This window comes from Streptomyces brevispora, assembly GCF_007829885.1.
Taxonomy (GTDB): Bacteria; Actinomycetota; Actinomycetes; order Streptomycetales; family Streptomycetaceae; genus Streptomyces; species Streptomyces brevispora.
The window spans coordinates 3,294,353-3,316,271 of sequence record NZ_VIWW01000001.1 but is presented as its reverse complement, the minus strand read 5'-3'; the positions used below and the strand labels follow the sequence as shown (position 1 = coordinate 3,316,271).

Here is a 21,919-nt window from a genome sequence, read left to right as displayed (position 1 = left end):
GACCGGGCTGGGCTGGGGTGCGCTGGGTCGGGGCCTTTCGGTACCCCGACGATTCGGCGCACGCCGCGTCCACGGATGAGAACGCGGCCCCCGCCCGTCGCCCCGTCTACGGCTGGAGCGTCCGTCGGGCCGGGACCACCCCGCCGGCGACCGCGCGCTGGCGCGGTGCCGCCGTGCCCGTCCAGCAGGTGCCTCGGCGCGAGATGAGACGGCGCAGCCACAGCTCGGTGGAGGCGAGGTCGGCGAGGCCGTCCAGCGGGAGGGGTTCGCCCTCCGCGGCCGCGCGCAGCGCCTTCCGTACGACGCGGGCCTCGACCAGGCCCGCGTCGGCGAGCAGCGGGGCGTCGAAGAGGGCGATCAGCTCGGGCAGCGCGGTGCGCAGACCGGTACGGGTGACCGCGGTCGAGGTGGCCTGGGAGGGTGCGTGGGCGCCCCAGCCGGGCGGCAGCTCGTGGATGCCCGCGCCCGCCAGGACCCGGCGCAGGACCGCCGCGCGGGCGCCCGGCTGGACCCGGAGGGACTCGGGGAGCGCGCGGGCGGCGCGTACGACCTGGTTGTCGAGGAAGGGGGCGTGCAGCCGTTGGCTGCGGACCTCGGCGGCCTGCTCCAGGATCCGGTGGTCGGCGGCGTTCCGGGCGAGCGCGGCCCTGGCACGGGCCTCGCCGGGGCGCTGGACGGACGTGGGGCGGATCGCCGCCTCCTGAAGGCGAACCGATACTTCAGCGAGCGCCTCCCCGGTCAGCCAGCGGGCGGCGGGCCCCGGACGCGACCAGGTCAGCGCGGCGAGCGAGGCGTCGGCGGGAGTGTCGAGGTCGGGGGTGAGGCGGTTGGCGTCGGGAAGGCGGCCGGCCGCCGCTTCGAGGCCGGTGCGGTACGACGTACGGGCGAGGCGCCGGGCCGCCCGGTAGACGGTCAGCGGGACGAACAGGGAGTGCGCGGAGGGGCCTTCGGCCTTGGCGAGTGCGGCGACCGGGCGCAGCAGATGGCGTCGGCGGCGGTCGATCAGCAGGTCGGCGAGGCGGGCCGGGTGGGCGTCGAGCACCTGCCGGGCGCCGTCGCCCACGAAGTGGTCGGCGCTGCCCGCGGAGAGCCGGCGGCGATGGCGTTCGGCGACGACGAGGGACGGGGCCGGTTCGTCGGTCAGGGGGCCGTTCTCCAGCTCGGCGTACGGCAGGGCCTCTTCGCCCGCGGCGACGACCACATGGTGCAGCCGCGGGTTGGCGGCGATGACGCGGGCGCGTTCGAGCTCGTCCTCGTGGGCGCGGGTGGTCAGGTCGTTGAACGTGACGGCGAGCAGCCGTTCACCCGCTCCCGTGCGGTGGCCGAGGAGCGTGCCGGGCAGTCCGGGGAGCCCGGCGGCGAGCAGGGCGAGGGTGGCCGACGCGCTGCCGCCGGAGAGGTCGGAGCCGATTCCGGGGACGGGTGCGCCCCGGGCGGCGCGGCGTTCGGCGGGGCCCATGCCGGGGACCGGGCCGGGGTCGGGCGGCAGGGTCTCCGGGGCGTGGCGCGGCGCCAGCAGCCTGGCGCGCACGGCCTCGACCAGGGCGTCGCGCACCCCGTCGACGGCGCTCACCGGATCGAGCTCGGGCGCGGCCACGGCGAGGGAGGCCACCGCCTCGTACCCGGTGATCTCCCGTGAACCCTCGCGGAGGATCAGCGCGTGCCCCGGCGGGATGCGCTTCACCCCGGCGTACGGAGTGCCGTCGCGCAGCGCCTCCGGGGTTTCGGGGCAGGCGAGCAGCGCGGCGAGGTGACCGATGTCGAGCTGCGCCTCGATGAGGTCGGCGAGCGGCAGCGCGGCGGTGGCGTACGCCGTGCCGCCGGCCCAGGGCGTGTAGAAGACGGGGCGGGCTCCGGCGAGGTCACCGACCACGGTGATCCGTCGGCCTATCTGGACGACGGCCGTGTAGCTGCCGGTCCATGCGGTGAGGTGGCGCAGGGCTCCGCCGCGTGCGGCGAGCAGTCCGACGCGCAGTTGTTCGTCGGTGGCGCCGCAGCAGCCGAGTACGGCGAGCCGGACCGTGGGCGCCCCCTCGGCCGTGTCCACCCTGATGGTGCGGATCTCGTCCGGCCGCCAGTCACCGACCGCCCAGAGCGGATCCGGGTCCCCCCAGAGGAGTTGGGAACCCACGGGGTGCATCGTGCGCCCCTCGTCGCTTGCGCCGACCGCTCCGACCGTGCCGAAGCTCGCGGCGATACTGCTCCAACCCACCAACCAACGCATCGCCGCCTCCACAGGCTGTGGACAAAACGGCGCGGCAGGGCGGTATCGGGAGAACTCCGCTAACGCGCGGCGCCGTTGCGCACATGCTGCCACGACAACGGCGTGCAGGAGTGGCTACGTACGGCGCACGTCGTCAGCGCATGCGCCCCTGGCAAAGGCCGGAGCCGGGCCGTCGGCCGCATCGGCCGGCGCATCGCCCGCGCGCGTCGGCACCGACGGCAACGGAGTTACGGATTCGACGTGTTGAGTTCCCTTGCGTGCACCACTTCGACGGCCCGGATCGGGCCACCGCGCACACCCCGCACGGACGGCTGACGAGATGTCCTCGAATCCGTCGGCCCAACCTCGCTCGACCGTCGATATTCGGCCAATCTCAGTGCGTGTTGGAACCTGGCGACCGGAAGAACCTGGCCTCCTTCATGCATTTTCGTCATATTTTGTTCCGGCCTGCATCGGACAGGACCGCGAGCTGCCACAGACTGCCGCGGAGCACCGGAACGATTCGACGGAGCGACACGAACTCCCTTACGAACCACCACCCGAAGTTCCGCACGTACCCCCTACCCGAGCTCCCACGCGACCCCCTCACGGACCCCTCGCGAAGGCGGCTTTCGCCGGTCCCTACACCGGCCGCGAGCCCTCGCTTCCGGCCCGACGCACAGTCCGGGAGGCGCAGTTCACCTCCCGGACCGGTCCACCGCCTGCGGGGAATGAGGCGGCGGCTTCCCCCAGCCCGCAGCGTCCAGTGCGACGGGCCGACCCACGCAGCACCCATGCAAACGCTTCCGCACGGAAGGGGCCAGAGCGCACGGCCAGGCGCACAGCCACACGCGAGGAGCACGCCGGGACACCTCCGGCGGAGCCCCCGCAAGGGCCGGCCGCACCTCGCGAACCGGGGGCGGTCACAGCCCCCCGAGCACGAGTCCGGCCTGGTCAGCACGCCGGGACCAACCAATCACGCGGCCTCCCTCCCGCCCCGCACTATCCCGGCGCCACCCCCGGCGCCCTTCCCGCCGCCCCTCCCCGAAGCCCTCCCCCGAACCTCTTCCGGAACCCCTTCCCGCCCCCTCCCCGACCCCTCCTCCGCACCCCTTCGCGGGCGTCCGGCGGATCGCGCCTCCCCTCCCCCTTCCCCCGCTTTCCCTCCCCCCGACCTTCACCTTTCCTCCGTCTCCCGCCCACCACAACCGCCCCGGCAGCCCCTCGCGCCTTCGGGCTCCCCACCGATCGCCGCCGCTCCCCGCCCGAAGACTCCGAGCCGACAACAATCCCGCCATACGGACGCCTGCCCCTTAACGGTAGGGATGCGGCGAACTACGCTGGGTTGACTGATGTTCTCAGCAGAGCGGCATATTCCTCGGGGCTCGGCCAAATGCGTGTGCGGCCGGAGTGCCGGGGTTCGTCCCTGGGGAGAACACGGTACGAATGCCGCGCGCCTCAACGGTGACGCGGCTGCCGTCTGTGTGTCGAGGGGTGGCGCATGTCCAGGGAGCAACGCGGGCCGAACGAGAAGCTCGGAACCGTTCTCGCCCTCGCGGGAATCAGCAACGCCGGGCTCGCCCGGCGGGTCAACGACCTCGGGGCGCAGCGCGGACTGACACTTCGGTACGACAAGACCTCGGTGGCCAGGTGGGTCTCCAAGGGCATGGTGCCGCAGGGCGCCGCGCCCCATCTCATCGCTGCGGCGATCGGCGCCAAGCTCGGCCGGCCGGTCCCGCTGCACGAGATCGGGCTGGCCGACGCCGACCCCGCGCCGGAGGTCGGTCTGACGTTTCCGCGCGATGTGGGTGAGGCGGTCCGCTCGGCGACCGAGCTGTACCGGCTGGATCTGGCCGGGCGGCGGGCCGGCAGTGGCGGTATCTGGCAGTCGCTGGCCGGCTCGTTCTCGGTGAGTGCGTACGCCACTCCCGCGTCCCGCTGGCTGATATCCCCCGCCGACCCGTCGGTCGCCCGTGCCTCGGCGGCCGCCGAGGCGGCGGTGCTCGGCACGCAGGGCGCACGGGGCGCAATGGGGGCGCAGGGCTCGCCGGGTGCATCCGGCGCCGCGGCGCTGCCTGGCGCGCCGGGGCGGCAGATCCTGACCGGAACACCGCTCGTACCGGGTCAGACGGGGGCGCCGCCGGTTCACGGGCACGGCGCGCCACCGGCGCCGGGGCACAGCGTGTCGATCCCGGCCCAGCCGGGACCCGATTCCGTGCACGCCGTCTCGCCGCTGCGGGTCGGCCACAGCGATGTGTCCAAACTGCGCGAGGCCGCCCAGGACGCGCGCCGCTGGGACTCCAAGTACGGCGGCGGGGACTGGCGTTCGTCCATGGTCCCGGAGTGCTTACGGGTCGACGCCGCACCGCTGCTGCTGGGTTCGTACAGCGACGAGGTGGGCCGGGCGCTCTTCGGCGCCGCGGCCGAACTGACCAGGCTCGCCGGATGGATGGCCTTCGACACCGGCCAGCAGGAGGCCGCACAGCGCTACTACATCCAGGCGCTGCGCCTGGCGCGCGCCGCGGCCGACGTACCGCTCGGCGGCTACGTCCTCGCCTCCATGTCGCTCCAGGCGACCTACCGCGGCTTCGCCGACGAGGGCGTCGACCTCGCGCAGGCGGCCGTGGAGCGCAACCGCGGGCTCGCGACGGCGCGCACCATGAGTTTCTTCCGTCTGGTGGAGGCCCGGGCCCACGCCAAGGCGAGCGACGCACCGGCCGCGGGGGCCGCGCTGAAGGCCGCCGAGGGGTGGCTGGAGCGTTCCCGGGACGGCGACGCGGACCCGGCGTGGCTGGGCTTCTACTCGTACGACCGATTCGCTGCCGACGCCGCGGAGTGCCACCTCGACCTGAAGGCGCCGCGGCAGGTGCGGCGCTTCACCGAGCAGGCCCTGTCCAGGCCGACCGAGGAATTCGTCCGCTCACACGGGCTGCGGCTCGTGGTGTCGGCCGTCGCCGAGCTGGAGTCGGGGAATCTGGACGCGGCCTGCGCGGCGGGGACCCGCGCGGTGGAGGTGGCGGGCCGCATCTCGTCGGCGCGGACCACCGAGTACGTGCGCGACCTGCTGCACCGGCTGGAGCCCTACGGGGACGAGCCGCGCGTCGCCGAGCTGCGGGAACGCGCCCGCCCGCTGCTGGTGGCCCCTGCCTGACCGGCCCTGTGGACGGCCCCGGCCCCCGTACCGGCACGGTTTCGGGCCCGGGGCAGGGCCGCCGTGCCGGGCCCCGGCACGGCCCCCCGTGTCCGGCCGCCGTGCCTGGTCCCCGTACCGGACCCGTACCGAACCCACGCAGGACCCGTACCGCCAAAAATTTTGGGCGCCACGCGGGCCTCGCGGGGTTTGAGCGGGTTGTCAGTGGGTCAGTGCACTATCGGGGTGGGAGGTGGCGTGATGATGACGCACGCGGCGTACGACTGCGATGTGCTGGTGATCGGTGGCGGGATCGTCGGTCTGTCGACCGCGTATGCGATCACGCGGTCGTCCCCGGGCACGAGGGTGACCGTGCTGGAGAAGGAGTGGGGCCCGGCCCGCCACCAGACGGGGCGCAACAGCGGGGTGATCCACAGCGGAATCTACTACCGCCCGGGTTCGCTCAAGGCGCGGTACGCGGTGCGCGGCGCCGCGGAAATGGTCGACTTCTGCAAGGAGTACGGCATCGCGCACGCGGTGACCGGCAAGCTGATCGTCGCGACCGGGCGCTCCGAGCTGCCCCGGCTGCACGCGCTGGTGCAGCGCGGCCGCGAGCACGGGCTGCCGGTGCGCGAGCTGGGACCGGCGCAGATCGCGGAGCACGAACCGCGGGTGCGCGGTCTCGCCGCGATCCGGGTGGACACGACCGGGGTGTGCGACTTCGGTGCGGTTGCCCAGCGGTTCGCCGCCGAGGTACGGGACGGCGGCGGGCTGATCCGGTTCGGCGCCGAGGTGACCGCGATCGACCGGCGGCCGTGGGGCGTCGCGGTGCGGACGGCGGACGGCCTGGTGGTGCGGGCCAGGGTGCTGGTCAACTGCGCGGGGCTGCACTGCGACCGGGTGGCGCGGCTGGCGGGCGACGACCCCGGGATGCGGATCGTGCCCTTCCGCGGGGAGTACTACGAGCTGGCCCGGCCCGATCTGGTGCGCGGGCTGGTCTATCCGGTGCCGGATCCGGCGTTCCCGTTCCTCGGCGTGCATCTGACCCGCGGCCACGACGGCAGTGTCCACGTCGGGCCGAACGCGGTGCCGGCGCTGGCCCGCGAGGGCTACGGCTGGCCGGTCGTGCGCCCCCGCGAGCTGGTGGACACGCTGACCTGGCCGGGCTCCTGGCGGATCGCGCGCAGACACTGGCGGTACGGGGTGGGCGAGGTGCACCGCTCACTGTCGAAGCACGCCTTCACGGCGGCCGTGCGGCGGCTGCTGCCCGACGTGACGGAGGCCGATCTGCGGCCCGCCCCGTCCGGGGTCAGGGCCCAGGCGGTGCTCCGGGACGGCACCCTGGTGGACGACTTCCTGATCCGCGAGGCCCCGCACACGGTGCACGTGCTGAACGCCCCGTCGCCCGCCGCCACGGCCTCGCTGCCCATCGGGCGGGAGGTGGCACGCAGGGCGCTCGTTCGGGCAGAGGGGACAGGGTGGAAACCGCCCGCCGTAGAATCAGGGCATTGTGTCTGAGCCCATGAACCCCTCCCCCGCGACGCCCGGCGACATCGTGCCCGGAGCCGAACCGACGGCAGCCGCACCCGGAGCCGACCCCGTGCCGGACTCGCCCGTCGCGTCCGGCGCGTCCAACGCAGCCGATGCGCCCGTCGCGTCCGACGCGTCCGATGCGTCCGATGCGTCCGCCACCGCCGGAATCCCGGACGATCTGCGCGCCGCTGCCCTGGACCGCCAGCGCAGGCTCCGCCAGGAGCCCCGCTTCCCCGGTGGCCCCGCGGCCGATCCCGCCGGCTCGCACCACGAGCGCCGGATCCGCAGCTTCCAGCCGCGCCGCAGCCGGGTCTCGCCCGGCCAGCAGGACGCCTTGGAGCGGCTCTGGCCGAAGTGGGGCCTGGACATCGACGGGCTGCGGGTCCTCGATCTGCCCGAGCTGTTCGACGGGCTGCCGGTGGTGCTGGAGATCGGCTTCGGGATGGGCGAGGCCACCGCTCAGATGGCCGCCGACGACCCGGGCACCGGCATCCTCGCCGTCGACGTGCACACCCCGGGCCAGGGCAATCTGCTCCGTCTCGCGGACCGGAACGGCATGTCCAACATCCGGGTCGCCAACGGTGACGCGATCATCCTGCTGCGGGAGATGCTGAAGCCGGACTCGCTGGACGGGCTGCGGGTGTACTTCCCCGACCCGTGGCCCAAGGCCCGCCACCACAAGCGCCGACTGATCCAGCCGGAGTTCCTCGACCTGGTGGCGCAGCGGCTGAGGCCCGGAGCGGTCCTGCACTGCGCGACCGACTGGGAGCCGTACGCCGAGCAGATGCTGGAGGTGCTGACCGCGCACCCCCGCTTCGAGAACACGGTGGCGGACGGCGGCTACGCACCACGGCCCGCGTTCCGGCCGCTGACCCGGTTCGAGGGACAGGGCCTGGACAAGGGCCATGTCGTGCACGACGTGCTCTTCGCCCGCCGCTGATCCGTTCCCCCCACGACGCCGCCGCCTCGGAACGGGGACCGGGGCAGGCCCGGCCACGCGCCATGGCCGTTGTCAGTCCTCCTCGTTAGGGTCGTGGGGTGTCCGACGGTTCTGTCCAGCCGTACCAGCAGCGGCAGTCGCAGCCGGCCGTTCCGGTGCTCGAGGAGCAGCGGGTCGGCGAGATCCTGGCTGCCGTGCCGGAGCGGGGCCAGTGGCGTTACCGGCCGCGCCGCGTCGGCATGCTGTGGCGGAGCAGGACGCTCCGCGTCGTCGCCGTCTTCACCGTGCTGGCCCTCTGCGGTCTGGTGATCCTCGCTCTGGTCCGCGACCAGACGGGGACCCAGGGGTTCCTCGTCGGTCTGGGTCTCGCGGTCCTTCCGGTCCCGCTGCTGTTGACGGCGTTCCGCTGGCTGGACCGGGTCGAACCGGGCCCCTGGCGCAACATGCTGTTCGCCTTCGCCTGGGGCGCCTGCGCGGCCGCCCTCGTCGCGATCATCGCGAATTCCTTCGCGACCCGGTGGATCGCCACGGCCACCGCCGACCCGGGCGGCGCGGACACCCTGGGCGCCACGGTCATAGCCCCCGTCGTCGAGGAGAGCGCCAAGGCCGCGGCTGTGCTGCTGCTCTTCCTGTTCCGAAGAAGGGACTTCAACGGGATCGTCGACGGCGTGGTCGTCGCCGGCTTCGCCGCGACGGGCTTCGCCTTCACCGAGAACATCCTCTATCTGGGCAACGCCTTCGGCGAGGACCAGCAGATGGGCTCGGGGTTCGTAGCGGTGACCGTCGCGACGTTCTTCGTACGGGCGGTGATGTCGCCGTTCGCGCATCCGCTCTTCACCGTCATGACCGGCATCGGCTTCGGGATGGCCGCGAGCAGCGCACGCCACCAGCGGTTCCGCCGCATCGCGCTGCCGCTGCTCGGCCTGGTCCTCGCGATGGGCATGCACGCCCTGTGGAACGGCTCGTCGACGTTCGGCCCGTACGGTTTCTACGCGGTGTACGGGGCTTTCATGGTGCCCGCGTTCGGCCTGGTGACCTGGCTGGCGATCTGGGCCCGCCGGCGCGAGCTGCGCACCCTGGCCGTCGAGCTGCCCGCCTACGCCGCGGCCGGCTGGCTCACCCCCGCGGAACCCCTCGCCCTGTCCTCGATGCGGGCCCGCGGCCTGGCCAGGGACACGGCCCGCCGGTGGCACGCGGCGGCAGTGCGAGGCGGCCCGTACGGCCGCCCGGCCTACGCACCGGCCCCGATGAGCCCGCAGGCCAAAACGCTGGCCAAGGCCCGGGGCAAGGCGGCGGCCCGTACGGTCGGCGAGTACGAGTCGTTCGCGACGTCACTGGCCTTTCTGCGCCGCCGGGCCCGCCGCGGCACGGCGGGCCCGGACCTGGCCGAACGCGAGCTGGAGCTGCTGCACCACCTGTGGCAGCGCCGGGAGGTCGCCGGACCCGCCCTGGCGTACGCGGCGCAGGCGACGGGCCGCCTGCGCCCCCGGTTCATACGTCCGGTGCCCCCGCCCTACCAGCGTCACGAGGCGTACCGGGGCTACGGGACGTACCAGCCCTACGGCAGCCACGCCCCGCACCCGCACTCCACGTATCCGCACGGCCAACCCCCCTACGGGCAGCTCCCGTACGGACAGTTCCCGTACGACAGGCCGCCCTACGGCCAACAGCCCTGAAGGACACGCTTGTTCATCCAGTGCCGCCGCGCGCGGGCCTCACCGGCCCGGGGACGGCGCTCCGCTATTTCCTCATCACCAGGAAAACGATGAGCGCGATGAGTGCCAGCACCGACACAGCCGCGGCAACGATCTTGCCCTTGCTGTACGGGCGTTCGCCGATCACCTCGGCGGTGCGGGCGTTCACCATGACCTGCCAGCTCCGGCCCGCGTACAGATAGGTCAGGAACCACACGGGCAGCAGCATCAGCTTGAACGTGAGAGCGGAGTACTGGGTGTCCACCGAATGCACCCGCTGCTCGTCACCGCCGATGTCGGAGCGGCAGTCCGCCGTGATGACCTCGGCCATCCGTTCCTTGGCCGTGACCAGCCCGTCCTCCGGCTCCACGTTGTACCTGACGGTCTGGAAGCCGGCCAGGTACTCCGGCTGGAACGGCTTGGCCTCTTCCAGGGGCCAGGGCGTGAGCTTGTCCAGCTGGTCGGTGCTGACGTGGTCGGTGCCCGCGACGAGGACATCGTCGAAGGCGCGGCTGACGTTGCCGGAGGCCGGGTACCAGCGGGTGTGACGCACCTCGCGGGTCTTGGTGACGCTCTGGCCGTTCTCCGTGGTGGTGTACGTCTCGGTGACGTAGTAGTACACGCCCCGCTGACCGCTGTAGTGGGAGGCGGTCTGCGCGTCGTACGTCCAGTGCGGCAGATAGCTGCCCTTGAACGTCTCCGCCTCGCTGACCTTCTTCAGGCGCGACGGAGCGAACCAGCGGGACGACGTCCAAGCGCTCAGTGCCTCCCGGGCGTCCTTGCGGTCCAGCCCGAACGGGATCACGGCCTCGGGCGTCACCCGCTCGTCGGCCTCGGGCTCCGCGACCAGCGCGGTGGCGCAGAACTGGCAGCGCGCCGAGAGGTCGTCGCTCTCGGTGTGTGCCCCGCAGCCGGGGCAGAGATAGGTCCGGACCCCCTCCGGTGTGGAGCCGCGTGGTTTGGCGGGCAGCGTGGCCAGTTCGTCCAAGCTGTGCTCACGTATCTGCCGCGGCACCGCGGTGACCCGCTGCTCTTGACCGCAGTAGGGGCAGCGCAACGCGTCGGCGCCGGGCGCGAACTCGACCGTGGCACCGCACGCCCTGCACGGGTAGGAACGGGAGGTGGCGCCGGTGGCGGTGGTGTTCTGCTCGTCGGGGCTCATGGTCGTCCCGCTCTCATGCCTGCGGAGGCAGCGGCGGCGGTACGGCCCCGAAGAGCCGGCCGGCGTCCGGTACCTGGTCGGCGGGCAGCCAGCCGGCCATCCCCTCCCGCCAGATGAGTGTCGCCCGGGTCAAGGTGCCCTCACTCACCAGGGCCGAGAGCCCGGCGCTGTCGTACGGACCCTGCTGGGCGCCGTTGACGCCGACGAACCACTGTTCCTGCGCGGGCAGCGGCGGCGGGCCGGCTGCCGGGGCGGGAGCGGCGGCGGGCGCCGGACCGGGGGACTGCGGGGCGAGACCGGCGGCCATCCGCTGACCGGCGGCCATGCCGAGCCCCAGCCCCATGCCTTCGCCGACCCCGCTGCCGGGGGTTCGCGCCCCCGCGCCGAGCGCGTCGGCGGCCTGGAACTGGGTGTACTGGTCGAGGTTGCCCGCGATCCCCATCCGGGACCGGGTGTCGATGGCCTCCTCGACCTCCGGCGGCAGCGAGATGTTCTCGATGATGAACTTGGGGACGGCGATGCCGACCGGCGTCAGCTCTTCGGTGAGGACGCCCGCCAGCTTCACCCCCAGCGCGTCCTGCCGGGTCGCCAGATCCAGCATCGGCACACCCGAGGTGGCAAGCGCGGTGCCGAGCTTGCTGACGATCAGCTGCCGCAGGTATTCCTGTACTTCCTCGGTGCGGAACTGCGGGTCGGTACCCGCCAGTTCGCGCAGCAGAGCGGCCGGGTCGACCACCCGGGCGGCGAAGGCGCCGAAGGCCCGCAGCCGCACCATGCCGAACTCGGGGTCACGGACGATGACGGGGTTCTGCGTACCCCACTTCAGGTCGGTGAACTGGCGGGTGGTGACGAAGTACACCTCGGCCTTGAAAGGCGAGTTGAAGCCGTACTTCCAGCCCTTCAGCGTGGACAGCAGCGGCAGGTTCTGCGTCTCCAGGGTGTACGTACCGGGCTGGAAGACATCGGCTATCCGGCCCTCGTTGACGAAGACCGCGGTCTGTGACTCGCGTACGACGAGCCGGGCACCCATCTTGATCTCGTTGTCATGGCGCGGGAACCGCCACACGATGGTGTCCCGGCTGTCGTCGGTCCACTCGACGATGTCAATGAATTCCCCGCGGATGCTGTCGAACAGCCCCATGAGACCCTCCCCCGCTCTACATGGTGTCCTCTCCGGACACGCGAGGGAACGATAGCAACCCGCAAGTGCGGCCTGACCAGGCTTGTCCCGGTCGGTTCCACCGCGTCGAGCTGCTCGCCGCCGACCGCTGCCAGGCCACAACCGCCCCGGCCCGGCAGACCGACATACCGCGGATGGCGGCTCCCGGTCGAACGCGCCATCGCCTGGCCGGTCACCAGGGACAAGCAGTTCTCTAGGCCCGGACTTCGCGGGTCTAGGCGGAGGCCTCGGTGAGCTCGGTCAGTTCCTGGTCCGTCAGGCTCAGATCGGCGACGGCCACCAGTGCGGGAAGCTGCTCGACCGTACGGGCGGAGGCGATCGGTGCGGCGACGGTCGGCCGGGATGCCAGCCAGGCCAGCGCCACGGTCGCGATCTCGGCGTTCCGCTCCTGCGCCACCTTGTCGAGCGCGGCGAGGACCTTCTGCCCACGCTCCGACTCCAGGTGCTGGCTCGCCTTTCCGGCGCGCGCGCTGTCCACGGTCGCACCCGGGCGGTACTTGCCGGTGAGGAAGCCGGAGGCGAGTGCGAAGTACGGGACGGCGGCGAGCCCGGCGCGGGCAGCGGTGTCCTGGAGCTCGCCCTCGTAGGTGTCCCGGGAGACGAGGTTGTAGTGCGGCTGCAGGGCCACGTAACGGGCCAGTCCCTCGCGCTCGGAGAAGTCCAGCGAGGCGCGGAGCCGCTCCGGGCTGATGTTGGAGGCGGCGATCTCGCGGACCTTGCCGTCCTTCACCAGCTGGTCGAGCGCGGTGATGATCTCCTCGACCGGGACCGTCTCGTCGTCGAAGTGCGTGTAGTAGAGATCGATGTGGTCGGTGCCGAGCCGGTGCAGCGATTCCTCGGCCGCGGCCTTGATGGTGGCGGGGGAGAGCCCCTTGTACGAGGGGTGGGCACCGACCTTGGTGGCCACGACGATGTCGGAACGGTTGCCCCGCGCTGCGAGCCACTTGCCGATCAGGGACTCCGACTCACCGCCCTCGTTGCCGGGGATCCAGGCGGAGTACGCGTCGGCGGTGTCGATGAAGTTGCCGCCGGCCGCCGCGTACGCGTCGAGAACGGCGAAGGACTGTGCCTCGTCGGCGGTCCAGCCGAAGACGTTGCCACCGAGGGCGAGCGGGAAGACCTGAAGGCTGGATGAGCCGAGCCTGCGAAGAGAAGTCATATATGGATCAACCCGACCCGCCGTCTCCGCTATTCCGTGCCATGTGCAACTACGGCATTCCGTGCCATGCGCATCTGCGGCTGCCGTCATGGCCATGATGGCAGTCCCGCGAGGCCGGACAGACGGGCCGGCAGCCCTGACGTCGGGGGGTGAGCGTCAGGACTGCCGGGGTTCAGTGGCCGGAGAGGGCACAGGGCTCACCACAGCGCAACGCAGCGCACGGCGCGGCCGTGGGAACGCCGACCCGGCCCACGGCCGCGGGCCGGGAGACCCCGCCTCCGGACCGTGCAGCGGGCTCAGACCGTCAGGCCCCGGGCACGCAGCCAGGACATCGGGTCGATCCCGGCGCCGTCCGAGGTGTGGACCTCGAGGTGAAGGTGCGGGCCGGTCACGTTGCCGGTCGCACCGACGCGTCCGATGGTGTCCCCGGTGGTGACCTTCTGGCCGACGCCGACACCGATCGAGGACTGGTGGCAGAACCAGAGCTCCGTGCCGTCCTCGAGCTCCAGGACCGTGCGGTAGCCGTACGAACCGGACCAGCCGGCCGACTTGATGGTGCCGCTGTGGATGGCCTTGATCGGGGTACCGGTCGGCGCCGCGAAGTCGAGGCCCGTGTGGTAGCCGGAGGACCACAGCGAACCGGCCTCGCCGAAGGTCGAGGTGATCGTGTACGAGGAGGTGGGGATGGCGTAGCTGGCGGCGAGCTTGGCGAGCCGCAGTGCCTCGGCCTTCTCCTTCGCCTCCTCCGCCGCCTTCTTCTTCGCGGCGGCGACCTCGGCCTCGGCAGCGTCCTGCTGCTTCTTCGCCTCGGCGGACGCATTCTCCGCGGCGGCCTTCTCCTCGGCCGCCCTGGCCTCGGCGTCGGCGGAGTCCTGCTGCTGCTCGGCCTGCTGGAGGATGCGGGCGCGGAGCGCCTCGCCGGCGTCCGTGGCGCCCTGCTCGGCCTCGGCGGTGGTGATGCCGGCCGTCGTCAGCGGGGCGGAAACCGTCTCGGCCTTCGCCTTCTCCGCCTCGGACTCACCCGAGAACAGTGCGCCGACGCCGGGGAGGGACCTGGCCTCGGGGAGGTTGTCGGAGATGGCGTCGGGAAGGGAGATGGAGACCGGCGGCCTGCTCTGCGCGGAGGCCATGCCGCCCGCGCCGACGGCTGCGATGACACCGACGCCGAGGACGGTGGAGCTACGGGCGAGACCGTTGCGCTGCTTGGCGACGCGGTGCTTGCCGCGTACGGGGCGGATGGACTCCTCGGTGGGATTCCATTCCTCCCGCGCCTTGTCCGGCTCGGCCTCGTCGGCGCGGAAGCCGTTGCCGAACTCGCTGCCCCGATCGGTTCCGTAGGCGGTTCCGTAAGCGGTCCCGTGGCTGGATCCGTAAGCGGTTCCGTACTCGGTTCCGTGGTTGGTGCCGTAGCTGGCACCGGGCCCGGGTCCGAAGTCATTTCCGTGCTCGGGCACGAACCATGAGGGGGCTTCGGGGGCAGGCTTGTTGGACGCCACTGGGGCGCACTCCTTTCCTTCCTTCTCGCCTACCGGGTTAGCTGACGGGTTCGGAGCAGGAAGGTCTCCTACGGGTTCCTCCGCCTCTCAACGAGACAGAGATGCCCGATTCACCCCATGTAGGTGGTTCCCCGGTTCCCTTGCGGAATTCGGCGCTCGCGCACGGTGCCGCCTCTGACGGCGGCTGGGACCGCGCTGCGTTATCGAACGTTAATAGACACACGGGTCCGATTCCAAGCCGTTCCAGCTGATCATTCACATCTTCGGCCTGGACTTTACGGGACACAACCGGGTGGAACCGGGCGAGTTGATCGCCACTCAATCGTTATCTATTTTCTGACGTTGCGTCAAATGTTATGCGAAGGGGTTCCTTACGGTTACGGACAGTGGCATCTTCCGCGTCCGCTCCGTCGCATTCCCTCGTGTTCCCTCACGCTCTCCCCCGTCTGCCCCTTCGTCTTCACCCTGCGCCGCCTCCCAAACCCACGATCTTCACGGTTGTGCGCCGGTCCGGCTGCCCCTCGGCGGGGCGCACAATGGCGAGCAGCGCCATGTCGTCGGTCGTCACCCCACCGGTGTGCAGCCGTACGTCGTCGGTCAGCGCGGACAGCAGCTCCTCGGGGCCCGGGAAGATCCGTCCGCGCAGCCGCTCGGCGGGGTCGTAGAAGACCCCGTCGGCGTTACGGGCCTCGGAGAGGCCGTCCGTGTAGAGGAGGAGCGTCGACCCGGCGGGCAACGCCCACTCGTCGGCGCGGTCCGGCCACACGCCCAGGTCCATCCCCAGGGGCAGCGCGGGCAGCTCGGGCTGCAGTACGTCCAGCGCCCCGTCCGAGTACATCAGCAGCGGCTCGGGGTGGCCGCGGTTGACGATCCGCACCAGGGTCGCGCCCGGCGGGATCTCGGCGAGCGCGGCGGTGATGAACCCCTCGGCCTCGTCGAGGCCCCCGCGCCGGCCCGATTCCCGCGCCAGCGCACGCTCCAGCCGCTGAGCCACCCCCTCCAGTGACCGCTCCTGCTCGGCCGCCTCCCGGAACGCGCCGACGATCACCGCCACCGCCTCCACCGCGTCCAGCCCCTTGCCGCGCACGTCCCCGACCACCAGCCGCACCCCGTACGGGGTGTCCGTGACCGAGAAGAGGTCGCCGCCGACGAACTCGTCCGCCTGGGCCGCCTCGTACCGCGCGGCCACTTGCAGCCCGCCGATCCGGTCGGGCGGCTTCGGCAGCACCGCGCGCATGGCGGTCTCCGCGATGACTCGCGCGGAGGCCAACTGCTCGTTGCTGCGCCGTACGACCCCGTTGATGTAGACCGCGAGGACCGAGACGGTGAGGACGGTGAGGAGCTCGATCGACGGCACGGCATTGAACAGCGTTTCACCGTAGAACCGCAGCCCGGCCAAGGACAGCAGCGCTGCGGCTCCGACCCGGATGGTGCCGATCTGCGAGAAGAACGGCGCGGCGATCAGCGGGGCCGCGGCGAACAGCGGAACGGGCGTGAAGGCGGGCGGGGTGATCAAATCCAACACCAACCCCACGGCGATGATCAGGCCAGGCAGCGCCCGGACGAGCCGGCGGTTCCGGATCTCGCCCGCGCGCCTCCCCCGCCGCTGTTCCCGCTTCCCCACCTGTGCTCTCCTACCCGGTGCGCCCACGGCCGCGGACGGTACCGCGCACCACCCCCAGACTTCCCGGAGCACGGTGGCGGGGCGATTCATCGACGGCCAATGGGAGTACGTGCGTGGTGCGGGTCGCACCGGCCGGTGGCCCGGCGAACGCACAAACGAATCAGGCCAGGCATGCAGTATGCATGCCTGGCCTGATTCTTCAGTAGCGGGGACAGGATTTGAACCTGCGACCTCTGGGTTATGAGCCCAGCGAGCTACCGAGCTGCTCCACCCCGCGTCGGTAAACACAACTCTACGGCATGTTCGACGCACTCATGACCACCCCGCGCGCCCGCCCCCTCGCGCGGCTCCCCCGCCGCCCGGCCCACCCGATGACGCCCCCGCACAGACTCCCCCGATCGACCCCGACCATCCGAGGGAAAGGCCCAACCACCTGCGAGAAAAGGGAGACCAGTACCCCCACCCGCGCAACAACCAACCTCTGTCGACCAGTTGACATTCGACTGGATCGCTCACCGAACAGGCGGAGGCAGTCCCGCACCGGGTTCGGCCGACCGGACCAAGAACGTCAAAGTGTCGAAAACGAGAAGGTGTTGCAAGGAACACGCGTTCTGCCGCAAGGTATCTGCTGCATCCCCCGGACTGGTGGGCTGCCCGTGCGAGCAGACCCGGGAGCACGCATTTCACCGCGCCCCGCAAGCCGCTCCCGGTCTCTCATCGCAGCCTGTCTGGAGGGCCTCCGCCGATGACCGCACCGCTCACTCCCGCCCCTGCCCCCGCGTCCGCCCCCGCAACCACTGCGGCCTCACCGCTGCGGGGTGCCGTCATCAGCGGTGTGATCGGCGGAGTGATCGGGGCGGTGATGAGCGCGGGAGTCAATTACGCGATCATCGGAATTCCGGACAGCGAGTCGGTCAACGCGGTCAACCATGCGATATCCGGCCTGGTCAGTGGGTTCCTCGCAGGCTTCGTGGGGATCCTGGCGCACCACCGGAAGGTCTCCTCGGCCGCGCGCGCGGAGGCTGCCGCGCTGTCGCCTTCAGCTGCTCCCGCACTTGATGAGGCTGCCGCACCCACTGAGACGGCAGAGGTGGCAGAGACGACCGAGGGGACAGAGATGCCCGAGGCATCGGAGGCCGAAGTGAGCCCCGCCGAGCCCGCTGCCGAGAGTTCCGCCGAGACCCGCGACCCGGTCCCGGCCTCCGTACCGGTCCCGGCCCCGGCCCCCGTCTCCGTACCGGAGAAGTAGGGCCGGTCCCGTTCGTTTCCGCTCGGGTCATTCCGAGTCGGCGATACGGGGCGTCGGGTCCTGGTTCCGGTCGTCGCCGTCCTGGGCTGTCGCCGGGTCCGTACCGCGTTGGAGCGACTGGAGGATCGCCAGCCCCTGGCCGACGACTCCCGCCGCCATCTCGTTGACCCCGTCGGTGCCGTTGAGCACGGTGAGGCTGGCTCCCGACATCCCGCGGGCGGCGGCGTCGGCCAGGGCGGGCAGGTTCTCCACGATGCGGTTGGCCGCGATGAGTTCCTGGTTGCCGTCCCGCAGCGAGACGGCGCGGGCCGTGTTGGCGTCCGCCTGGGCCTGGGCGAGGGTCCGTTCGGCGTACGCGCTTCCGTCCGCCTGGAACTTCACCTGGTCACGGGCGGCCTCGGCCAGCGTGCGCTGCCGGTAGGCCTCGGCGTCCGCCGGTCGCCCGACCTCCGCCTCCAGCCGCTGGGCGGCGAGTGACGCCTGGCGCTGGGCCAGCGCGGTCTGCTCCTCGATGACCTCGTGCGAGGCCCTGGCCTGCGCGAGTGGCCCGGCCTGGGCGGCGCGGGCGTTGTACTGCTCCGTCTCGGCGAGGAACCCGGCCCTCTTGATCGCGGTGTCCCGCTCGTACTCGGCCTTGAGCGCGGCGGCCTGCTGCTCGCGTTCTGCGGCTTCCTGATCGGCCTTGGCCCGGGCGATCCGGGCCTGACCGGCGACCGCGGCGGCGTGCGGGGCGGCCAGGTTGTCGATGTACCCGGTGGCATCGTCGATCTCCTGGATCTGGAGGGCGTCCACGACGATGCCGAGCTTCTCCATCTCACCGTGACTGCCGGCGATGACCTCCTGGGAGACCCGGCTGCGTTCCCGGATGATCTGTTCCACGGTCAGTCCGCCGACGATGGACCGCAGGTGTCCGGCGAAGATCCGGCCGACGAGCTCCTCCATCTGATTCTGCTCGGACAGGAAGCGCCGTGCCGCGTTGGCGATGGACACGGCGTCGTCCCCGACCTTGAAGACGGAAACGGCCCGGACCGTGAGGCGGATGCCCTGCTGGGTGACGCAGTCCTCGGTGATCTCCGCCTCCCGAAGCGCCAGGGACAGCATCCGCGCCTTCTGCTTGATCGGAAGGACGAAGCTCCCGTGTCCGGTGACGATCCGGAACTGCGTGTCCTGCGTCTGCCGCTTCGAACCCGATATGAGCATCGCCTCGTTGGGGGCGGGAACGTGCCAGAACAGCATGAGCGGACTCCTGTCAGGAGATCAGATGTCACTTCTCGGGTCAGGACGGCAAGCGCTCCACCACCACGGTGCGTGCCGATACGGAGTCGACGACCACGATGCGTACGTCCCTGCCGATGGCCGTCGCCGACCATGCGGTGTAGGCCTCGGAGCCGCCCCGTACGGCCACCAGTACCTCGCCCGGCCCATCCGGCGGGATCGGCACCGTGACACGGCCGACGGCCCCGACCGGACTCCGGCCGGACTCATCTGCCGCGCGCACGTGCGCACCGCCGCAGGTCCGTGTTCGGACACGTCATCACAGTCACGAGGCGAACCGCCTCCCGGAGGCCCACGCCTCCCTCGACACGTCCACGTTACTCCTCGCGCCCCCACCGGCAACGCTGACGGAACTCGCCGGGCGAGGGGCGAAATGCGGTGGTATGAATTATTTCGCATTCACTCATTCGACGCGATGATCTGGAGTGGACGATGGACGACTACCCGCTGCTCAACCTCTTCTGGACCATGCTCTGGTTCTTCCTCTGGGTCATGTGGATGTTCCTTCTGTTCCGCGTCATCATGGACATCTTCCGCAGCGATGACCTGGGCGGATGGGCCAAGGCCGGCTGGCTGATCCTGTCCTTGGTGCTGCCGTACCTGGGCGTGCTCATCTACGTGATCGTCCGCGGCAAGTCCATGGGGACGCGCGATCTGAAGGACGCGAAGGAACGGGATGCGGCCTTCAAGGCGTACGTGCGAGACGCGGCGGGCACGGACGCCGCGGGCGGCTCGACGAAGAGCAGCCACGTCGAGGACCTGACGAGGCTCGCCGACCTCAGGGACAAGGGTGCGATCACGGACGAGGAGTACCAGCGAGCAAAGACGAAGCTCCTCGTCTGACGCCCGCCCCCTGCCCGCTCGCCCCCTCCCCGTCGGCCCGCCCACGGCCCCTCGCCCGCTTCAGACCGCCTGCGCCGTACGCCGCACGGCCGACTCCCGGTCCTCCCGTGCGGGGCCGTCGAATCCGGGCGTGAAGTCCGGATGGTCGGCCAGTGCCACTCCCTGCCCCATGGTGGGATTGGTGTACGTGACCGCGTCCCCGGTCCCCACCAGCCCGGTGACCACCGGCCCGGCCGCGTCGGCGAGCCCGGTCCAGCGGTTGTCCGAACGCGATCCGCGATCAAGACCTGTCCGGCGCCTGGTTCGTGGACGCGCGCAGCCTCGTCGAGTGGCTGGAAGTCTGGCTGTCCGGCACCGGTTGGTACGAAGAAGAAGCCGCCGGCGAAGGCTTCGACATGCAGGTCTGGGCGGACGCAGCCTCGCGCTTGTAGCCACGGGGCCCGCCTCCGTGTCCCGAGATCCGCCTTCGTCCGGCCGTGCAGCAGCCCGTCCGCTCACGCATCTCTCACGCGTCGCTCACCCATCCGGGCTCACCACATCACGCCCCTGTCCCGGCTACGGCCGGCGGCAGGGAGCGTCTTTGTGCGTGCGAAGGGGCAGGGGGCGCCTTTGTGCGTGCGCGGTCAGTCGAGCGCGTCGATCGCCTTCACGACCAGGGCCCGCGCGTCGGCCCCGTACACGGCCATGCCGCGCAGCCGCTCGAACGCCCGCACGTACAGCTCCACGTCCGACGGCTGAGTGATGTTGACCTGAGCGGAAAGCAGTTCAACGGACACGAAGTTGTCGTCGTAGACGTGGAACACCTCCTGCGGCCACATGCCACGCTCCCGTGTCGCCGCCGGAACGATGCCCAGCGACACGGCCGGCAGAGCACCGGCAGTCAGCAGGTACCCAAGCTGTGCGGCCATCGCGTCCGCGTCACCGATGCGGTAGTACAGCACGGCCTCCTCTATGAGGAACACGAAGCGGTGCCCAGGCTCATGAACAACGCGGGAGCGTTCCACCCGGGCCGCCCCGGCTTCGGCACCGTCGTTGACCGGGATGTCGCGGAACGCTCCGATGGTGGAGAGCAGCGCCGCCGCGTACCCCTCGGACTGGAGCAACCCCGGCACCAGCGTCGGCGAGTACACCCGGAACAGTTGGGTGGAGCGGTAGAAGTCCACCCAACTGTCCTGGAGTTGCTTCAGCCCGGACCGCACCTGGTGTCGCCACTCCTGGTACATCGACTCCGCGGTGAGTGACTGGGCCACGATGTCGGCGGCCTGCTCCGGCACACCGCAGGCAGCACACCAGCGCCTCACGTCGAGCGCGGACGGAGCAGTGCGCCCGTTCTCGACACGGGATGTCTTGGCGTGGTGCCAGCCACATCGGACGGCCAGCTCAACAACCGTCAGTCCTGCCCCCTTGCGGAGGTCCCGCAGTCTGCGCGCCACGGAGTCGCGGGCGGCTTGGGCAGATGATGACGGAGAGAGGGGCATGGGTGGCCGGTGCTCCTGCTAGTGGATCGAGTACTGGTCGTGCGGGGAGGCGCGGCTCCACACGGTGCGGAAGGCTTCGGAGCACAACTTGGCCGAGGTGGGGGCGTCGGTGATTTCCTCGCCGAGGGACGAGCCGTCGCCGGCGAAGTGGTTCCAGTGCACCCACTGGTCGTCGAACAGCCAGAAGTCGTTGCCGGGCAGAGCGATGTCGGATGCCTGCCGGCGCGGCAGCCACCTCACCTGCTCGCCTGCCGCGATGTTGGTGAACGTTCCGTCGTAGAGGAACTGGGTGTACTCACTGACGGGTTCGGACACGATGCGGGCGCGCCGGACAACGGCTCCGCGGCTGACGGCGTCCTGGATCACGTCGAGCCACGGCCGCCACCAGGACGCCCGGTCGGCCGGATCGTGACGGAATCCGGTGCGCCAGTCGGCGAACGGACCGCTCTCGTAGTCGACGGCGTAGAAGTCGCGCATCTCCAGGTGTACGGCGGTTGTGCAGCGGGCGATCAGGTCATCGAAGGTCGGCACGCTCGACGGCATCGCACGCCTCCCTGATCATCTCCACCATCCTGGCGGGGATACGGATCACGGCTTCGTTCTCGGGGATGCCCACGGCGTGGCCCGGTACGGTGAACGCGGCTGCTTCTGCTTCGAGTTCGGGGCTCGCCTTCCATCCCTGCAAGACGAGCTCCTTGCTGTCCCGGTCGACCCACACGGTGGGACTTTGCTTGTCCCCGGTGTTGGGGTCGATCCCGATGAACACTAACGACATGCCGGTCTCCGTCCACGTGGTGTGCAGTTCTGTGCGCCACCGTCCAGCGAACGCTTAATGCCGTCAAGGGCGCGAAGCAGCCACTGACCAGGGCAGAGGGCAGCTTGCGCACACTTCTGCACAGAGCTGGTGTGCGTGCACGGCCGGTCCCTACGGTCGGCGCACTGACCGCCGACGA

General features: G+C 71.2%; 18 protein-coding genes, 1 tRNA gene and 1 riboswitch. Of the genes, 7 read left to right on the top strand and 12 right to left on the bottom strand.

Going from position 1 to position 21,919, the window contains the following annotated elements:
- Positions 1 to 106: 106 nt before the first annotated feature.
- Positions 107 to 2,224 carry an asparagine synthase-related protein gene (locus tag FHX80_RS15355; RefSeq protein ID WP_145764695.1) on the bottom strand — a complete coding sequence of 706 codons (2,118 nt, stop codon included), beginning with the start codon at positions 2,222 to 2,224 and terminating at the stop codon, positions 107 to 109.
- A gap of 1,480 nt (positions 2,225 to 3,704) precedes the next feature.
- Here FHX80_RS15355 and FHX80_RS15350 point away from each other — a divergent pair.
- The 4 genes from FHX80_RS15350 to FHX80_RS15335 all read left to right on the top strand — a co-directional run bounded on the left by FHX80_RS15350 (position 3,705) and on the right by FHX80_RS15335 (position 9,482).
- On the top strand, positions 3,705 to 5,354 hold the full coding sequence (locus FHX80_RS15350; protein WP_145764694.1) for a collagen-like triple helix repeat-containing protein: 1,650 nt from the start codon (positions 3,705 to 3,707) through the stop codon (positions 5,352 to 5,354).
- 240 nt (positions 5,355 to 5,594) lie between these two features.
- Positions 5,595 to 6,851 carry an L-2-hydroxyglutarate oxidase gene (gene lhgO, locus FHX80_RS15345; protein ID WP_145764693.1) on the top strand — a complete coding sequence of 419 codons (1,257 nt, stop codon included), beginning with the start codon at positions 5,595 to 5,597 and terminating at the stop codon, positions 6,849 to 6,851.
- Positions 6,852 to 6,855: 4 nt separating this feature from the next.
- On the top strand, positions 6,856 to 7,806 hold the full coding sequence (trmB, locus tag FHX80_RS15340; RefSeq protein ID WP_145767316.1) for a tRNA (guanosine(46)-N7)-methyltransferase TrmB: 951 nt from the start codon (positions 6,856 to 6,858) through the stop codon (positions 7,804 to 7,806).
- Between the two features lie 98 nt (positions 7,807 to 7,904).
- Entirely contained in the window at positions 7,905 to 9,482 is a 1,578-nt protein-coding gene (locus FHX80_RS15335; RefSeq protein WP_145764692.1) for a PrsW family intramembrane metalloprotease, read from the top strand.
- 64 nt (positions 9,483 to 9,546) lie between these two features.
- On the opposite strand, the gene FHX80_RS15330 is transcribed toward FHX80_RS15335, so the two are convergent.
- From FHX80_RS15330 to FHX80_RS15305, 6 genes are all read right to left on the bottom strand, one after another.
- Entirely contained in the window at positions 9,547 to 10,662 is a 1,116-nt protein-coding gene (locus FHX80_RS15330) for a TFIIB-type zinc ribbon-containing protein (RefSeq protein WP_145764691.1), read from the bottom strand.
- A 13-nt stretch (positions 10,663 to 10,675) separates the two neighbouring features.
- Positions 10,676 to 11,803, bottom strand: a complete 1,128-nt coding sequence (locus FHX80_RS15325; protein ID WP_145764690.1) for an SPFH domain-containing protein — start codon at positions 11,801 to 11,803, stop codon at positions 10,676 to 10,678.
- Positions 11,804 to 12,056: 253 nt separating this feature from the next.
- Entirely contained in the window at positions 12,057 to 13,001 is a 945-nt protein-coding gene (locus FHX80_RS15320) for an aldo/keto reductase (protein WP_145764689.1), read from the bottom strand.
- Between the two features lie 296 nt (positions 13,002 to 13,297).
- Entirely contained in the window at positions 13,298 to 14,497 is a 1,200-nt protein-coding gene (locus tag FHX80_RS15315; protein WP_244318278.1) for a M23 family metallopeptidase, read from the bottom strand.
- A gap of 11 nt (positions 14,498 to 14,508) precedes the next feature.
- A riboswitch (cyclic di-AMP (ydaO/yuaA leader) is annotated at positions 14,509 to 14,662 on the bottom strand.
- A gap of 295 nt (positions 14,663 to 14,957) precedes the next feature.
- Positions 14,958 to 16,121: a PP2C family protein-serine/threonine phosphatase gene (locus tag FHX80_RS15310; protein ID WP_167523550.1), complete on the bottom strand. Its 1,164-nt coding sequence runs from the start codon at positions 16,119 to 16,121 to the stop codon at positions 14,958 to 14,960.
- Positions 16,122 to 16,324: 203 nt separating this feature from the next.
- Positions 16,325 to 16,398 (bottom strand) — tRNA-Met (locus tag FHX80_RS15305).
- 468 nt (positions 16,399 to 16,866) lie between these two features.
- Between FHX80_RS15305 and FHX80_RS35190 the strand changes: the two genes are divergently transcribed.
- Complete coding sequence (locus FHX80_RS35190; RefSeq protein ID WP_208764664.1) at positions 16,867 to 17,370, top strand: hypothetical protein; 504 nt, start codon at positions 16,867 to 16,869, stop codon at positions 17,368 to 17,370.
- A gap of 27 nt (positions 17,371 to 17,397) precedes the next feature.
- Here FHX80_RS35190 and FHX80_RS15295 read toward each other — a convergent pair whose 3' ends face one another.
- Complete coding sequence (locus tag FHX80_RS15295) at positions 17,398 to 18,606, bottom strand: SPFH domain-containing protein (RefSeq protein WP_145764687.1); 1,209 nt, start codon at positions 18,604 to 18,606, stop codon at positions 17,398 to 17,400.
- A gap of 40 nt (positions 18,607 to 18,646) precedes the next feature.
- Complete coding sequence (locus FHX80_RS15290; RefSeq protein ID WP_145764686.1) at positions 18,647 to 18,868, bottom strand: hypothetical protein; 222 nt, start codon at positions 18,866 to 18,868, stop codon at positions 18,647 to 18,649.
- 209 nt (positions 18,869 to 19,077) lie between these two features.
- On the opposite strand from FHX80_RS15290, the gene FHX80_RS15285 reads away from it, so the two are divergent.
- Both FHX80_RS15285 and FHX80_RS36390 read left to right on the top strand, forming a co-directional pair.
- Positions 19,078 to 19,488, top strand: a complete 411-nt coding sequence (locus FHX80_RS15285) for an SHOCT domain-containing protein (RefSeq protein WP_145764685.1) — start codon at positions 19,078 to 19,080, stop codon at positions 19,486 to 19,488.
- 305 nt (positions 19,489 to 19,793) lie between these two features.
- Positions 19,794 to 19,919 carry a hypothetical protein gene (locus tag FHX80_RS36390; protein ID WP_280118783.1) on the top strand — a complete coding sequence of 42 codons (126 nt, stop codon included), beginning with the start codon at positions 19,794 to 19,796 and terminating at the stop codon, positions 19,917 to 19,919.
- A 192-nt stretch (positions 19,920 to 20,111) separates the two neighbouring features.
- Here FHX80_RS36390 and FHX80_RS15275 read toward each other — a convergent pair whose 3' ends face one another.
- From FHX80_RS15275 to FHX80_RS15265, 3 genes are read right to left on the bottom strand one after another with little or no spacing between them, the layout of a single operon-like run.
- A complete protein-coding gene (locus tag FHX80_RS15275; protein WP_145764683.1) occupies positions 20,112 to 20,966 on the bottom strand; it encodes a helix-turn-helix domain-containing protein in 855 nt (284 codons plus the stop codon).
- A gap of 18 nt (positions 20,967 to 20,984) precedes the next feature.
- Positions 20,985 to 21,509 (bottom strand): DUF6879 family protein, encoded by a 525-nt coding sequence (locus tag FHX80_RS15270; RefSeq protein WP_145764682.1) that lies wholly within the window; start codon positions 21,507 to 21,509, stop codon positions 20,985 to 20,987.
- Positions 21,481 to 21,741: a hypothetical protein gene (locus tag FHX80_RS15265; protein ID WP_145764681.1), complete on the bottom strand. Its 261-nt coding sequence runs from the start codon at positions 21,739 to 21,741 to the stop codon at positions 21,481 to 21,483. The genes FHX80_RS15270 and FHX80_RS15265 overlap by 29 nt, the downstream gene beginning before the upstream one ends.
- Between the last annotated feature and the right edge of the window lie 178 nt (positions 21,742 to 21,919).

What these genes read in the sequence shown, in the direction of transcription:
- FHX80_RS15355 (WP_145764695.1), bottom strand. Translation starts at nt 2,224, where the DNA reads ATGCGTTGGTTGGTGGGTTGGAGCAGTATCGCCGCGAGCTTCGGCACG.
- FHX80_RS15350 (WP_145764694.1), top strand. Translation starts at nt 3,705, where the DNA reads ATGTCCAGGGAGCAACGCGGGCCGAACGAGAAGCTCGGAACCGTTCTC.
- lhgO (WP_145764693.1), top strand. Translation starts at nt 5,595, where the DNA reads ATGATGACGCACGCGGCGTACGACTGCGATGTGCTGGTGATCGGTGGC.
- trmB (WP_145767316.1), top strand. Translation starts at nt 6,856, where the DNA reads ATGAACCCCTCCCCCGCGACGCCCGGCGACATCGTGCCCGGAGCCGAA.
- FHX80_RS15330 (WP_145764691.1), bottom strand. Translation starts at nt 10,662, where the DNA reads ATGAGCCCCGACGAGCAGAACACCACCGCCACCGGCGCCACCTCCCGT.
- FHX80_RS15325 (WP_145764690.1), bottom strand. Translation starts at nt 11,803, where the DNA reads ATGGGGCTGTTCGACAGCATCCGCGGGGAATTCATTGACATCGTCGAG.
- FHX80_RS15320 (WP_145764689.1), bottom strand. Translation starts at nt 13,001, where the DNA reads ATGACTTCTCTTCGCAGGCTCGGCTCATCCAGCCTTCAGGTCTTCCCG.
- FHX80_RS35190 (WP_208764664.1), top strand. Translation starts at nt 16,867, where the DNA reads ATGACCGCACCGCTCACTCCCGCCCCTGCCCCCGCGTCCGCCCCCGCA.
- FHX80_RS15295 (WP_145764687.1), bottom strand. Translation starts at nt 18,606, where the DNA reads ATGCTGTTCTGGCACGTTCCCGCCCCCAACGAGGCGATGCTCATATCG.
- FHX80_RS15285 (WP_145764685.1), top strand. Translation starts at nt 19,078, where the DNA reads ATGGACGACTACCCGCTGCTCAACCTCTTCTGGACCATGCTCTGGTTC.
- FHX80_RS15275 (WP_145764683.1), bottom strand. Translation starts at nt 20,966, where the DNA reads ATGCCCCTCTCTCCGTCATCATCTGCCCAAGCCGCCCGCGACTCCGTG.
- FHX80_RS15270 (WP_145764682.1), bottom strand. Translation starts at nt 21,509, where the DNA reads ATGCCGTCGAGCGTGCCGACCTTCGATGACCTGATCGCCCGCTGCACA.
- FHX80_RS15265 (WP_145764681.1), bottom strand. Translation starts at nt 21,741, where the DNA reads ATGTCGTTAGTGTTCATCGGGATCGACCCCAACACCGGGGACAAGCAA.